The sequence below is a fragment of the Pseudoxanthomonas sp. CCNWLW251 genome, assembly GCF_037402255.1.
Taxonomy (GTDB): Bacteria; Pseudomonadota; Gammaproteobacteria; order Xanthomonadales; family Xanthomonadaceae; genus Pseudoxanthomonas_A.
The window spans coordinates 702,234-715,214 of sequence record NZ_JBBEGA010000001.1; the positions used below are offsets into that span (position 1 = coordinate 702,234).

Consider the following 12,981-nt stretch of genomic DNA (forward strand, 5'->3'; position numbering starts at 1 on the left):
CGGCCCCTGGCCCGCAGATGAATCCGAACTACCTCGATTTCGAACAGCCCATCGCCGATCTGGAAGCCAAGATCCAGGACCTGCGCACCGCCAGCACCGGCCCGGCGGTGAATGTCGATGCCGAGGTGCACGCGCTGCAGGACAAGCTGCGCATCCGCACCGCGCAGATCTTCCGCGATCTCTCGCCGTGGCAGGTCTCGCAGCTGGCCCGCCACCCGGCACGCCCGTATACGCTCGACTACATCAAGGTGTTCTGCGACGAGTTCCAGGAACTCGCCGGCGATCGCGCGTTCGCCGACGACGCCGCCATCGTGGGCGGCCTGGGCCGCATCGACGGCCGCAGCGTGATGATCATCGGCCACCAGAAGGGCCGCGACACCAAGAGCAAGATCGCCCGCAACTTCGGCATGCCGCGCCCCGAGGGCTACCGCAAGGCGCTGCGGCTGATGAAGATGGCCGAGCGCTTCAAGCTGCCGCTGCTGACCTTCATCGACACCCCGGGCGCCTATCCGGGCGTGGGCGCGGAAGAGCGCGGCCAGTCGGAGGCCATCGCACGCAACCTGATGGAAATGGCCGAATTGAAGGTCCCGATCATCTGCACGGTGATCGGCGAAGGCGGCAGTGGCGGCGCGCTCGCCATCGGCGTCGGCGATCGCACGCTGATGCTCGAGTACGGCACCTATTCGGTGATCTCGCCGGAAGGCTGCGCGTCGATCCTGTGGAAGGACGCCGCCAAGGCCAAGGACGCCGCCGAGCAGCTGGGCCTGACCGCCAAGCGCCTGCACGGACTCGGCCTGGTCGACAAGGTCGTGCGCGAGCCCATCGGCGGCGCGCACCGCAATCCCCGCCAGATGGCCGTGCGCCTGAAGGCCGTGCTGCTCAACGAACTGGATGCGCTGGAGCAGTTGCCGGTCGAACAACTGCTGCAGAAGCGTTACGAGCGCCTGCGCGGCTACGGCGCGTACGAAGCCGCCTGAGCGGTCCGCCCTGCGCTCCACTGAAGCGCCGGTAGACCCGGCGCTTTTTCATTACGGTCGCTCGCGTTCAGAGCGACCTGAGGAAATCCACCAGCGCGCGACGGTCCTCGGCACTCATCGCCTCGAAGCGCTGCTTCGCCGCCGTGCCCTGCCCGCCGTGCCAGAGCACCGCCTCCTCGAGTGTGGCGGCGCGACCGTCATGCAGGTAGCGAACGTTCGGATCGATTGCCGCTGCCAGACCCAGACCCCATAACGGCGCGGTGCGCCATTCGCGCGCGGTGGCGCGGCCTTCGACATAGGAATCGGCCAGGTCGGGCCCCATGTCGTGCAGCAGCAGGTCGGTGTACGGCCGGATGGTCTGGTAGCGCAGTTCGACGAACCGGTGATGGCCCGTGCGCAACTCCGGCGCGTGGCAGGTACTGCAACGGGCGGCTTCGAACAGCTGCGCTCCGCGCTTGACGCGCAGTTGCCGGGCGCGCGCCTGCGCATCCTGCTCCAGCGGGTTGTCGAAGTCCCGCTTCGGTGGCACGCCCAGCAGGCTCAGGTAGAGCGTGGTCTGGTGGATGTCGGCTGCGGTCAGCTTCGCGCTGCCGCTGTTGACCTGCACGCAGGCCGTGCCCTGGCTGCCACGTGCGCATTCCAGCGACGACATCAACGGCGAAGTGATGCCCATGTCGGTGTTGAACGCCAGCGAGGTCTGCTGTTCCAGCGTGGCGGCGGCAGCCTTCCAGCCGAAGCGCCCCACGCGACTGACACCGGCGTCGCGCGGATCGGCCACGATCTGCAGCCGGCCGGCCACGCCGTCCGGATCGCCTTGTTGCGCCAGCGCCAGGCGTTCGAGCTGTTGTTCGGGCACGGCTTCCAGCAGGCCCAACCCTGTCAGCGAGGGCGCCACGCGTACCGACAAGGCGCTGGGCAACGCCAGCGGCTGGCCGGCACGGTCGCGCAGGGCGTAGTTCGGCCGGCGCAGCACGTAGCCCGTGCCATCGGCGTAGCGACCCGGCAGTTCCGTGTAGCCGGTGAGCACCAGCTCGGCTTCACGCCCGTCCACGTTGGCCCCGGCCTCGCGATAGGTTCCCTGCTGCAGGCGCAGGCCGAAGCGCGCATCCGGTGCCTGCGTGCCTGCGCCGGCCACGCCGACGAACACGCCCAGCCGGTCGAGCGGTGCGCCCACCACCGGCGAACTGCGCCCGTTGCCCGTATGACAGTCCACGCAGCGCGTCTGCGAGAACCGGGGTGCGGTCTTGCCCGCATGCGCGGCGAACACCGTGTTGCTTTCTTCCGAATGGCGGCCGCTCGCGAACGAGGTATGGATCAGCCGGCGCCCTTCCGCCCATGGCTGCATGTTGTAGCCGGCGATGTTGTGCGAGGCCTGCTGCAGCATGCGGAACGGCTCGCTGGACGTGTCTTCGTGCAGCGTCATCCACGGCCCTGCGCTGAGCGCTTCCGCCGGCATGGCCAGCGAGTCCAGCGGCCGTTGCACGCCATAGCCCGGGCCGCGGTACCAGGACACGATGCCATGCGAGCCTGCGCGGTAGACCAGCGCTTCGGCGTAGTAGTTGAAGCGGCCGATGGCATCCGGATTGCCGGCCAGGAAGATGCCCAGTTCGAACTCCACCAGGTCGCCCTTGCGCAGCGGACGGTGGGCCTCGTTGGCGGCGGTACGGATTTCCTTCACGAGCACGAAGGCATTGCCGGGCGCGCCGGCCGGAGGCGTGTAGTTGCTGCCGGGATCCTGTCCGAACTGCGCGTAGCCGGCGATCGGCGTCTGCGCGAGCACGCCGCCGGGCAGCAGCTTCATGCCGCCGTTGTCCGCATACAGAGCCACCGACGTGGGCTCGAGCGGATCCTCGCTGCGCCGCCCGATGTAGCCATGGCGGAAATTGGTGCCGTACCAGTAGTGCTGCGGCTTGACGACGATGGTCAGGATGCGCTGTTCGCCGGACGTGCCGGGCACCGCATCGTCATGGATCAGGATCTCGTGCGTGCGCCGCTCGAAGTACTGGGGCGGGAAGACCTGGTAGCTGTCGTCGACGATGGGCTCGCGCGCATGGCGGTCGCGCACGCGGCCGCCCACATGGGTGACCAGCGTGCCGTCGTCCTGGGTGTACTGGATGGGGGCCGCATCGTCGGGCCACAGCAATGGCTGGTAGCTGGCGGAAGGCGGCACCTGTGGCGGCGGCGGAATCAACGGATGCGATCCGTTCTGGCGCACCGGCTGCGGTTCGCCGACGGCCAGGTGGAACTGCTGCGCGGGCACCGCGGCGCACGCGATCTGCTCGATGGAGGCGCCGGCGGTCGTCGAAGCGCCCACGATGCCGATGCACTTGCCGCTGCTGACGTTGACGATCCGGTAGCGGTCGCTGGTGTCGACGCGCTGCAGGCGGAAGCGTTGCGCGCCGCTGCCGTTGTCGTCCCATTGCTGGACGATGACGTGGTCGGCACCGGAGGCGGCCGGAATGTCGGCCGACTTCTGCGTCGCCAGGTTGCGCAGGCGGTACTGGCCGGCCGTGGTCTCGGTGATATCGAAAAACTGCCGGTGCAGCGTGCCCTCGCAGGCGGACTGCACCAGTGGCGTGCCATTGGCGGTGCTGCCGTCGCGCACCTCGATGCAGAGCCCGCTCAGCACGCTGGCGATGCGGTAGCGACCCGGTGGCACCGGATCGGCATTGATGTTCTGTGGCGCAACGGCCTGGGCTTCCGCGGCGGCGGCGGCGGTGACCGCCATCGCCTGGCTTGGAACCGACGCCGGCGCCAGGCGGCCCCTGCTCCAGAAAGGGGCATCGCGCGGGTCGTCGGTCGACGCGGAGCATGCCGCGAGCAACAGCGACGCCAACAGGACGGAAGACGCCAGCACGCGACGATGCAGGGCGACTGCAGGACAGGGGCGATGCATCGGGATACCGACTCCTTGGGGACGCGTGGGGTACGTCGGCGGCGCCACGGCGTCTCTCCCCGAGACGCGGCGGCACGCCATCCAATGGCAGGACGCGGCATGGTCGCAGAGGCATCTCCATGCCGCTGTGACCGATGCCGCACAACCCGCCGGCCCGCACGCGGGTGGCCGCGGTCGTTTCAACCGTTTCCCCGCCACCGGCTGGCGCCGGCCACGTGGATGACGGATGCTTGACGCTCCGCCGACGGCGCCGCGCTACCCGCATGAGTCCACTCCTCCTGCTCTCCTTCGCCCTCCAGATCGCCTGCTGCGTGCATGTGGTACGCACCGGAAGACCGCTCTACTGGGTCTTCATCCTGCTGGTGTTCTCCTTCATCGCGGTGATCGTGTACTTCATCGCCGAGATCCTGCCGGATCTGCGGCACAGCCCCTCGGCGCGGCGCACGGTGCGCAACGTGCGGAACCGGATCGATCCCGAACGCGACCGCCGTGACGCAGCCAGGCTGCTGAAGGCTGCGGACACCCCGGAGAACCGTCGCCGACTGGCGGAAGAAAGCCTGCGCAGCGGCGATTACACGCACGCCGCCGAACTGTACGAGCAGGCACTCAAAGGCCTGTATGCCACCGATCCGGACCTGATGCTGGGGCTGGCGAAGGCGCAGTTCGGCATGGGCGACGCGCAGAAGGCACGCGATACGCTGGATGCACTGATCACCGCCAATCCGGGTTTCCGGTCCGCCGACGGCCACCTGCTGTACGCGCGTGCCGTGGAGGACACCGCCGATGCGGCCGCCGCCATCCACGAATACGAAGCCGTGGTACAGGGCTACCCCGGCGAAGAGGCCCGCGCCCGCTTCGGCCTGCTGCTGAAACGGCATGGAGAACAGGCGCGCGCACGCGTGGTGTTCCAGGAGATCCTCGATCGGTCCGACGCAGCGCCACGCTACTACCGTCGCGAGCAACAGGACTGGATCGCCGTGGCGAAGCGCGAACTCGCGACGCTCCAGGACTAGCCCGGTCCGCACGATGCGACGGACGGTTGATCGCGATCAATGCCGGGGGGCGGTGGACACGCGATGATGCAGGCAGCGATCGGCACCGCGCCGATCCACGCGCAGGAGGGTGGCCATGGACCTGCTTTCGTTGCCCTGGTGGCTGCTGCCCACCGTACTCTTCGTGCTGCCCGTGCTGGTGGCGCTGGCGGTGAACCGCTGGCGCTTCCACCGCACCGGCGTCAGCCAGCATCTCGTGCTGGGTCTGTTCGTGGGTGCCTGCTGGATCGCCGCGCTCATCGTCATCCTGCAGCAACTCCGATGAGCATCCGGCATCCGCTCATGCCGCCTCGCGACGATCCGCAAGCAGCGCGTCCTTGCGCTGACTGAGGTCTTCCTCCGCGCGCAGGTAGACGTGCAACAACGCCTCGTCGACCGCGGAAGCGGTGGCCGTGCCCACCAGCAACTGCATCCCGTGTCGCTGCCGCGCAGCGTGTGCGGCCGCACGCAGCGCATCGATCCGTGCCTCCATGCCGGCTCCCTTCAGCAGCACGACGAACTCGGCGCTGTCGGTGACGCGACTGACGTGATCGCCGAGATCATGGCGCACGCACGCGTCGAAGATGGACGCGAGTTCCTGCAGGGTCCGCTCCAGCATGCGCTCGCCCAGCCGGCGAGCCTCCTCCGCCATGCCCTGTGCCTCCACGATCACCACGCACCACGGCTCACCCGGCGCCACGGACGCCTCGCCATGACCCTGCAGCGCCACCACCGCCCGGGTTTCGTGATGCACGCGATGGGCATCCAGCAGCGCGACGGTGATCCGTGCGAGCGCCCGCAACGAAGCCTTCTGCTGGTTGCTCAGGCGGCGCGGGTGGGTATCCACCACGCATACCGTGCCCAATGCCTCGCCCGTACCGGCCACCAGCGGCATGCCGGCATAGAACCTCGCCTTGACATCGCCCGTGACGATGGGGAAATCGGCGAAGCGCTGGTCTTCGCTCAAGTCGGATATCTCGAGCAGTTCATCCGGTTGCCGGATGGCGTGATCGCACACCGCAGTGTCGCGGGTGGTTTCATGGTCATCGAGGCCGATGCGCGCCTTGAACCACTGGCGGTCACGGTCGATCAGCGACACGACAGCGATGGGCGTGCCGCAGATCGCGGCAGCCAGCCCCACCAGATCGTCATAGGCCGTGCCGGGCAGGGTATCCACGGCATGGTAGCGATCCAGCGCATGTTGGCGCCGACGTTCGTTGTCGCGGGTGTCGGTGGAAGATGGGTTCACGGCGGGTCCTCGTGTGGGGCGTGGACATGGTCGACGCGTACCGGTTCAGATCCCGTCAACGGCGGCGGAAATCGCAACATCCATCACATTGTGCTGCAGGCCGCGCGCATCGTCGCTAGCATGCGTGCATGGATGCCGCGCCATCGCCCCTGCCGCTATTGCCCGCACACGCCGAGAGCCGCGTATGGGTCGCGTTGAGTGGCGGACTGGATTCGACGGCATTGCTGCACCGGCTGGCCCACGACGCATCGCATCGTCGCCACGGACTTGCGGCGATCCACGTGCACCATGGCCTGCAGCTCGACGCCGATGCGTGGGCGGCGCATTGTTCGGCGCTGTGCACCGCGCTGGACGTACCGCTGCAGGTACGGCATGTACAGGTGGACACCACGCGCGGCGAGGGAACCGAAGCCGCCGCACGCCGCGCGCGTCAGCAGGTGTTCGCCTCTGTCATGGATGCCGGCGATATCCTCGCCACGGCGCATCACCGCCAGGACCAGGCGGAAACCTTCCTGTTGCGCGCACTGCGTGCCTCCGGTCCCGATGGCCTGGCGTCCATGCGGCCGTGGCGTGCGTTTGGTCCGGGCTGGCAATGGCGTCCGCTGCTGGAAACACCGCGCGAGGCATTGCTGGCATACGCCGACAGGTTCGCGCTGGAATGGATCGAGGATCCCAGCAACGCGCACACCGACTTCGACCGCAACTTCCTGCGCCACGACATCCTTCCCCTGTTGCGGCAGCGCTGGCCGCACGCGGACGCGGCCTTCGCACGCAGCGCGGTGCTCAGCGCGGAGACCCTCGAACTGCTGGAGCCACTGGACCGGCAGCTCCTGGCGGCGGCCGCCACGGCGGATCCCGCCGCCTTGAACGTCGCGCCGCTGCGCGCAGCCGGCCCCGCGCAGCGCGCACGCACACTCCGGCGCTGGATCGACGCACTCCGCCTGCCGCCACTCCCGGCCGAAGGCGTGGCGCAGATCGAGGCACACCTGCTGGAGACACGGGCCGATGCGCAGGCGGAGTTCGCCTGGCAGGACGCGATCGTGCGGCGCTGGCGTGGCCTGCTTCACGCCGAACGGCAGCGCCCCGCCTTGCCGGTGCACTGGCAGACCCCGTGGGATGGCGTGGCGCCCATCCGGTTGCCTGATGGCGGCACGCTGTCGCTGGAAGGCGGGCGCCACGGTTTCGGGACGCCGCTGCGGCTGACGGCGCGCCAGGGCGGCGAACGCATCGCGCTGCCGGGCCGCTCGCACCGGCATGCACTGAAGGACGTGCTGCAGTCGCTCGGCATTCCCCCCTGGGAACGCCGGCAGCTTCCGCTCGCCTGGCAGGGCGACCGCCTGTGGGCGGCAGGCGACGTGGCGCTGTCGGCCGAATGCGATGCCTGGCTGCGCGCGCAAGGCGCCCGCCTCGTCTGGCGCCGCGGCTGAATCACCGTCGCGTTGACCTGATCGCAACCGATCCCCACACTTGCGGCATGGCAAAGAAAATTTCCCCGGACGCCTCCCCCGTCGCCCACTTCGAACAATCGCTGGACGAGCTCGAGCAACTGGTCGAGAAGATGGAACACGGCGACCTGAGCCTGGAAGCATCGCTTGCGGCCTACGAACGCGGCGTGGGCCTGTACCGGCAATGCCAGGCGGCGCTCGAGCAAGCCGAACTGCGCGTGCGGCTGTTGAGCGATCCGGAGCAGCCGGAGGACGGCGAAGCGTTCGCCCCCGCGCCCGATGGCCGCTGATCCCCGCTTCGCCGCCTGGGCGGCGGGCCTGGAAAACCATCTCGACCGCGTGCTGCCAGCGGCCGATGCGCCGCCGCATCGCCTGCACGCCGCCATGCGCCATGCCGTGCTCGGGGGTGGCAAGCGCATGCGGGCCTTGCTCGTCTACGCCAGCGGCACGCTGCTGCAGGCGGATGAAGCCACGCTGCATGCGCCCGCCGCCGCAGTTGAACTGATCCACGCCTATTCACTGGTGCATGACGACCTGCCTGCGATGGACGACGACGACCTGCGTCGCGGCAAACCCACCGTGCACATCGCATTCGACGAAGCCACCGCCATCCTCGCCGGCGACGCACTGCAGACGCTGGCGTTCGAGCACCTGGCGTGCGCCGATGCACCCGCCCTGCTGCGCGTGGACTGGCTGGCCACCCTGTCGCGTGCTTCCGGTGCCGCCGGCATGTGCGGCGGGCAGGCGCTGGACATCGACGCCACCGGTACGCAGCAGACACTGGACGCACTCGAGCGCATGCATGCGCTGAAGACCGGTGCGCTGATCTGCGCCGCAGTGCGGATGGGCGCGCAGGCCGGCGCCGCCGACACGGGCACGCTCGCGCGACTGGATGATTTCGCCACCGCGCTGGGCCTGGCATTCCAGGTGCGCGACGACATCCTCGACATCGAAGCCAGTTCCGAGCAGCTGGGCAAGACCGCCGGCAAGGACGTGGCCCAGGCCAAGTCGACCTATCCCGCACTGCTGGGCATGGACGGTGCGAAGGCCAAGCTGGAGGAACTGGCTGCCGCGATGCGCGATGCGCTGGTGGGCCATGGCGCGCGTGCCGATGCGCTGCACGCACTCGGCGAACTGGCGGTCCGTCGCGCGCATTGACCTGCCGGGCCTGCCGGCGCGAAAAGAAAAAGCCCGGCGTTGCCGGGCTTTTTCATGCGACTTCAAGCGCGCTTTACTTGATCAGGCGCAGCGCGAACGGGTAGCGATACGCTTCGCCGTTGTTGGCCTTCACGCCACCGATGATCGACAGCACCAGCGCGGCAATGCCGATCAGCGGCATCAGCAGCAGGCCGATCAGGACGAACGCCAGGATCCACGAGATCACGAACGCGATGAACACCGTGATCTGGAAGTTCAGCGCTTCCTTGGACTGGTCGGTGACGAAGCCCTTGGAGGCGTCATCCTTGCTGATCAGCCAGATGATCAGCGCGCCGATCGGGCCAGTGACGATGCCCAGCAGGTGGGACAGCAGCGCCATGGTGCGCTGGTCCTGCGGTGCGTCGCCCGCGGTCGGCGGCGGAGGCGGTGCGGTGACGTTGTCGAATTCGCTCATCTAGTGGATCCCCGAAATGGTGAGGTGGGCGGTCGAGCGCTGCGATCCCCCGCAGCACTCCGCGTGCCAAGCATAACGGGTAACGGCGTCACCGTCGGCCACGTCGTGGCCGATGGGCGTCATTCGCCCGCCACGGTCATCCGGCCGACCAGGATCGACCCGACGCCGACATGGGACCGGCGGTCCACATCGCGACCCACGGCCTCGATGCCGGCGAAGATGGCCTTGAGGCTGCCGGCGATGGTGATGCCATCGACCGGGTACGCGAGCGCACCGTCCTCGACCCAGAAGCCTGCCGCGCCGCGCGAATAATCGCCCGTCACCCCGTTCACGCCCTGCCCCATCAGTTCGGTGACGAGCAGGCCGGTACGCATACCGGCGAGCAAATCGTCGAAGCCGCCCGCGTTCGCCTTCACCTGCAGGTTGTGCACGCCGCCGGCATTACCGGTGGTCTGCAGGCCGAGCTTGCGCGCCGAATAGCTGCCCAGCACGTAACGCTCGAGCACGCCATCGCGGATCAGGTGCGAACGCTTGGTCGCCACGCCCTCCGCATCGAAGGCCGAAGAGCGCAGGCCATGCGGCAGCAAGGGAAGCTCCTCGATGGCGAACCAGTCGGGAAAAATCCGCTGGCCCACATGGTCGAGCAGGAAGCTCGCACGCCGGTACAGCGCGCCGCCGGAGACGGCACCCAGCAGGTGGCCGATCAGTGAACGCGCCACCTCGGCCGAGAACAGCACGGGGTATTCGCCGGTCGCCAGCGAGCGCGGCTGCAGGCGTGCCACGGTCCGCGCGGCGGCCTTGCGGCCGATGGCCGACGGATCCTCGAGTTCCAGGTGCGACAGCGCCGTGCTGTACCAGCCATCTCGTTGCATGCCATCGCCCTGCCCCGCGATCAGCGCGCAGCCGATGGTGTGCTGCGTATCGCGCTCGCGGCCGATGAAGCCGTGCGAATTCGCGTAGACGGACAGACTTTCGCCGCTTCCGATGGATGCGCCGTCGGAGTTCTCGATGCGCGCATCCGCCTCGCGCCCGGCCGCCTCGCAGGCCAACGCCAGATCCACGGCACGGTCCATGTCGAGCGCCCAGGGATGCCAGACGTCGAGATCGGGGAACGCCCCATCCGCCTGTGGACGCGCCATCAGCGCGGCATCGGCAAGGCCGGCCGCTTCGTCGTCCTCGGTGTAGCGGGCGATGGCGCAGGCCTGTGCGACCGTGGCTTCCAGGCTGTCCTCGCGCAGGTCGGCCGTGCTCGCACTGCCCTTGCGCTGACCGAAGTAGACCGTCACGCCGATGCCGCGGTCACGGGTGGACTCCACGGTTTCCACATCGCCCAGGCGGACGCTGACGTTGAGCCCGGTTTCTTCGCTGCAGCTCACCTCTGCCTGGGTGGCGCCCTGCGCCCTGGCGCGTTCGAGAAGACGCTGCGACAACACCTCCAGGCGCTCCAGGCGGGCCAGGCTGTCGTCGGGGGAAGTCAGGGCGGTGGCGTTCAATGCTTTATCCTTGTGTCCTGTGATCCGCGCCCGGGCGTCGGATCGGTATTGGATCAGGCTTCCGCGCGATGCGGCGGAAGCGTCAGAGAGGTTCCACGATGCGCGGACGCGACCCCGAAACCGGCGAGTTCCTTGGCCCGAGCCGCACCCAGCAACGGGGCGAGGCGCTGGAGATCCGCAGCCTTGCCGAGAAACTGGTGGCGCTGCCGACCGCGCAACTGGCGCGCCTGCCGATTCCCGAAGATCTCATGCCGCACATCGTCGAGACGCAGCGCATCACGTCGCATATCGCCCACAAGCGCCAGTTGCAGTTCCTGGCCAAGCAGATGCGGCGCGAAGACGACGAGGTGCTGGAAGCCATCCGCGATGCGATGGACGAGGGTGGCGAAGCCGCGCGCCGCGAAACCGCCCTGCTCCACCACGCCGAGCAATGGCGCGACCGCCTCCTGGCCGATGGCGATGCGGCGCTGGCCGACCTGCTGGAGGCATTCCCGCAGGCCGACCGCCAGAAGCTGCGCCAACTGGCGCGCAATGCCAGCGAAGAACGCGCGAAGAACAAGCCGCCGCGCGCGTTCCGCGAATTGTTCCGCGAAGTGCGCGAGCTGCTGGCCGACGCGAGCGCTGCGCAAGACGGCGACGAAGACGACGCGCTCTAGCCCCTCTCGCCTCGGGAGAAGGGTTGGGGTGAGGGTACGGCGAAGTCCATGTTGCGCACACGTCATGGACGTCGCCCAACCCTCATCCGCCCTGTGGGCACCTTCTCCCGGGGGGAGAAGGAGGAAAGCATGGGACGCTTCACGCCTTCGTCCCACCCACCGTCAATCCTTCGATCAACAATGACGGCTGGCCCACGCCTACCGGTACGCTCTGGCCGTCCTTGCCGCAGATGCCGACACCCTGGTCCAGCGCCAGGTCATGGCCGACCATCTTCACCTTCTGCATGGTTTCCGGACCGTTGCCGATCAGGGTGGCGCCCTTCACCGGGGCGGTGATGCGGCCATCTTCGATCAGGTAGGCCTCGGTGGCGGAGAACACGTACTTGCCGCTGGTGATGTCGACCTGGCCGCCGCCGAAGTTGACCGCGTACAGGCCCTTCTTCACCGAGCGGATCATGTCCTCCGGGTCGTGCTGGCCGGCCAGCATGTAGGTATTGGTCATGCGCGGCATCGGCAGGTGCGCGAACGATTCCCGACGGCCGTTGCCGGTGGGTGCCACGCCCATCAGACGCGCGTTGAGCGCGTCCTGCATGTAGCCCACCAGTACGCCATCCTCGATCAGCGTGGTGCAGTTCGTCGGCGTGCCTTCGTCATCGATATTGAGCGAGCCGCGACGGCCCGGCAGCGTGCCGTCATCGACGATGGTGACGCCCTTGGCTGCCACCTGCTGCCCGATCCGGCCGGCGTACACGCTGGTGCCCTTGCGGTTGAAGTCGCCTTCCAGCCCATGGCCGACCGCCTCGTGCAGCAGCACGCCCGGCCAGCCGCTGCCCAGCACCACCGGCATCACGCCGGCGGGCGCGTCGATGGCATCCAGGTTCACCAGCGCCTGCCGCAATGCCTCGCGTGCCAGGTCTTCCGGCTTGCCGTCGGCGAACAGTTCGGCATAGCCGTAACGTCCGCCCATGCCGGCGTAGCCGGATTCGCGGCGTCCGTTCTGTTCGACGATCACCTGCACGTTCAAGCGCACCAGCGGACGCACGTCGGAAGCCAGCACGCCGTCGCTGCGCGCGACCAGCACGGTGTCGATGCCGCCGGACAGGCTGACGGTGACCTGCTGCACGCGCGGATCGGCGGCGCGCAGGAAACGGTCCACCGCACGCAATGCCTCGACCTTGGCATCGTTGCCCATCGCATCGATGGGATCGTCGCTGGCATACAGCGCGTGGCCGCCACTGCGCACCAGCGTGCGCGGGGAATGCGCGGCTCCGTCGCGCGCGATGGCGCGCGCGGACTTCGCCGCATCCAGCAGGGCCGGTGCGTTGATGTCGTCGGAGTAGGCGAAGCCGGTCTTCTCGCCGGAAATCGCGCGCACGCCCACACCCTGTTCGATCGAGTGGGCGCCGTCCTTGACGATACCGTCCTCGACCGTCCAGCTCTCGCGACGCGCATGCTGGAAGTACAGGTCGCCGAAATCGATGCCCGGCCCCAGCAAGGTACCGAAGGCGCGATCCAGGCCGGACGGGTCCAGGCCAGCGGGCAGAAGGAGACGGGTTTCGGCGAGCGTGATCGGCAGGGTCATGGTCATCACAATGGGGACGAAAAGCGCTGCCGGCAAGGAC

Annotated in this window: 12 protein-coding genes; 7 read left to right on the forward strand and 5 right to left on the reverse strand. The window is 68.5% G+C overall.

Going from position 1 to position 12,981, the window contains the following annotated elements; translation table 11 throughout:
- The first annotated feature begins 17 nt into the window (after positions 1 to 17).
- Positions 18 to 977: an acetyl-CoA carboxylase carboxyltransferase subunit alpha gene (locus WBN46_RS03360; protein ID WP_192200571.1), complete on the forward strand. Its 960-nt coding sequence runs from the start codon at positions 18 to 20 to the stop codon at positions 975 to 977.
- A gap of 67 nt (positions 978 to 1,044) precedes the next feature.
- Here the strand turns inward: WBN46_RS03360 and WBN46_RS03365 are convergent, their stop codons facing one another.
- A complete protein-coding gene (locus tag WBN46_RS03365; RefSeq protein ID WP_337730295.1) occupies positions 1,045 to 3,873 on the reverse strand; it encodes a di-heme oxidoredictase family protein in 2,829 nt (942 codons plus the stop codon).
- Between the two features lie 263 nt (positions 3,874 to 4,136).
- Between WBN46_RS03365 and WBN46_RS03370 the strand changes: the two genes are divergently transcribed.
- Both WBN46_RS03370 and WBN46_RS03375 read left to right on the forward strand, forming a co-directional pair.
- Positions 4,137 to 4,886 (forward strand): tetratricopeptide repeat protein, encoded by a 750-nt coding sequence (locus WBN46_RS03370; RefSeq protein ID WP_337730296.1) that lies wholly within the window; start codon positions 4,137 to 4,139, stop codon positions 4,884 to 4,886.
- 115 nt (positions 4,887 to 5,001) lie between these two features.
- Positions 5,002 to 5,190: a hypothetical protein gene (locus WBN46_RS03375; RefSeq protein ID WP_142123795.1), complete on the forward strand. Its 189-nt coding sequence runs from the start codon at positions 5,002 to 5,004 to the stop codon at positions 5,188 to 5,190.
- Between the two features lie 15 nt (positions 5,191 to 5,205).
- Here the strand turns inward: WBN46_RS03375 and WBN46_RS03380 are convergent, their stop codons facing one another.
- The gene (locus WBN46_RS03380; RefSeq protein ID WP_337730297.1) at positions 5,206 to 6,153 is read right to left on the reverse strand and encodes a GAF domain-containing protein; all 948 of its coding nucleotides are present in this window, start codon (positions 6,151 to 6,153) and stop codon (positions 5,206 to 5,208) included.
- A 128-nt stretch (positions 6,154 to 6,281) separates the two neighbouring features.
- Here WBN46_RS03380 and tilS point away from each other — a divergent pair, with 128 nt between their 5' ends.
- From tilS to WBN46_RS03395, 3 genes are read left to right on the forward strand one after another with little or no spacing between them, the layout of a single operon-like run.
- Positions 6,282 to 7,580, forward strand: a complete 1,299-nt coding sequence (tilS, locus tag WBN46_RS03385; RefSeq protein ID WP_337730298.1) for a tRNA lysidine(34) synthetase TilS — start codon at positions 6,282 to 6,284, stop codon at positions 7,578 to 7,580.
- A gap of 47 nt (positions 7,581 to 7,627) precedes the next feature.
- The gene (locus WBN46_RS03390; protein ID WP_337730299.1) at positions 7,628 to 7,888 is read left to right on the forward strand and encodes an exodeoxyribonuclease VII small subunit; all 261 of its coding nucleotides are present in this window, start codon (positions 7,628 to 7,630) and stop codon (positions 7,886 to 7,888) included.
- Positions 7,878 to 8,756: a farnesyl diphosphate synthase gene (locus tag WBN46_RS03395; RefSeq protein ID WP_337730300.1), complete on the forward strand. Its 879-nt coding sequence runs from the start codon at positions 7,878 to 7,880 to the stop codon at positions 8,754 to 8,756. The genes WBN46_RS03390 and WBN46_RS03395 overlap by 11 nt, the downstream gene beginning before the upstream one ends.
- Before the next feature lie 73 nt (positions 8,757 to 8,829).
- Here the strand turns inward: WBN46_RS03395 and WBN46_RS03400 are convergent, their stop codons facing one another.
- Both WBN46_RS03400 and pmbA read right to left on the reverse strand, forming a co-directional pair.
- Complete coding sequence (locus tag WBN46_RS03400) at positions 8,830 to 9,210, reverse strand: DUF4870 domain-containing protein (protein ID WP_192200564.1); 381 nt, start codon at positions 9,208 to 9,210, stop codon at positions 8,830 to 8,832.
- Positions 9,211 to 9,329: 119 nt separating this feature from the next.
- Positions 9,330 to 10,703 (reverse strand): metalloprotease PmbA, encoded by a 1,374-nt coding sequence (pmbA, locus tag WBN46_RS03405; protein WP_337730301.1) that lies wholly within the window; start codon positions 10,701 to 10,703, stop codon positions 9,330 to 9,332.
- 98 nt (positions 10,704 to 10,801) lie between these two features.
- On the opposite strand from pmbA, the gene yjgA reads away from it, so the two are divergent.
- Positions 10,802 to 11,359, forward strand: coding sequence for a ribosome biogenesis factor YjgA (yjgA, locus tag WBN46_RS03410; RefSeq protein ID WP_192200562.1), 558 nt, complete (start codon positions 10,802 to 10,804; stop codon positions 11,357 to 11,359).
- A 139-nt stretch (positions 11,360 to 11,498) separates the two neighbouring features.
- Here the strand turns inward: yjgA and tldD are convergent, their stop codons facing one another.
- Complete coding sequence (gene tldD / locus WBN46_RS03415) at positions 11,499 to 12,947, reverse strand: metalloprotease TldD (protein WP_337730302.1); 1,449 nt, start codon at positions 12,945 to 12,947, stop codon at positions 11,499 to 11,501.
- Between the last annotated feature and the right edge of the window lie 34 nt (positions 12,948 to 12,981).

What these genes read in the sequence shown, in the direction of transcription:
- WBN46_RS03360 (WP_192200571.1), top strand. Translation starts at nt 18, where the DNA reads ATGAATCCGAACTACCTCGATTTCGAACAGCCCATCGCCGATCTGGAA.
- WBN46_RS03365 (WP_337730295.1), bottom strand. Translation starts at nt 3,873, where the DNA reads ATGCATCGCCCCTGTCCTGCAGTCGCCCTGCATCGTCGCGTGCTGGCG.
- WBN46_RS03370 (WP_337730296.1), top strand. Translation starts at nt 4,137, where the DNA reads ATGAGTCCACTCCTCCTGCTCTCCTTCGCCCTCCAGATCGCCTGCTGC.
- WBN46_RS03375 (WP_142123795.1), top strand. Translation starts at nt 5,002, where the DNA reads ATGGACCTGCTTTCGTTGCCCTGGTGGCTGCTGCCCACCGTACTCTTC.
- tilS (WP_337730298.1), top strand. Translation starts at nt 6,282, where the DNA reads ATGGATGCCGCGCCATCGCCCCTGCCGCTATTGCCCGCACACGCCGAG.
- WBN46_RS03390 (WP_337730299.1), top strand. Translation starts at nt 7,628, where the DNA reads ATGGCAAAGAAAATTTCCCCGGACGCCTCCCCCGTCGCCCACTTCGAA.
- WBN46_RS03395 (WP_337730300.1), top strand. Translation starts at nt 7,878, where the DNA reads ATGGCCGCTGATCCCCGCTTCGCCGCCTGGGCGGCGGGCCTGGAAAAC.
- WBN46_RS03400 (WP_192200564.1), bottom strand. Translation starts at nt 9,210, where the DNA reads ATGAGCGAATTCGACAACGTCACCGCACCGCCTCCGCCGCCGACCGCG.
- yjgA (WP_192200562.1), top strand. Translation starts at nt 10,802, where the DNA reads ATGCGCGGACGCGACCCCGAAACCGGCGAGTTCCTTGGCCCGAGCCGC.
- tldD (WP_337730302.1), bottom strand. Translation starts at nt 12,947, where the DNA reads ATGACCATGACCCTGCCGATCACGCTCGCCGAAACCCGTCTCCTTCTG.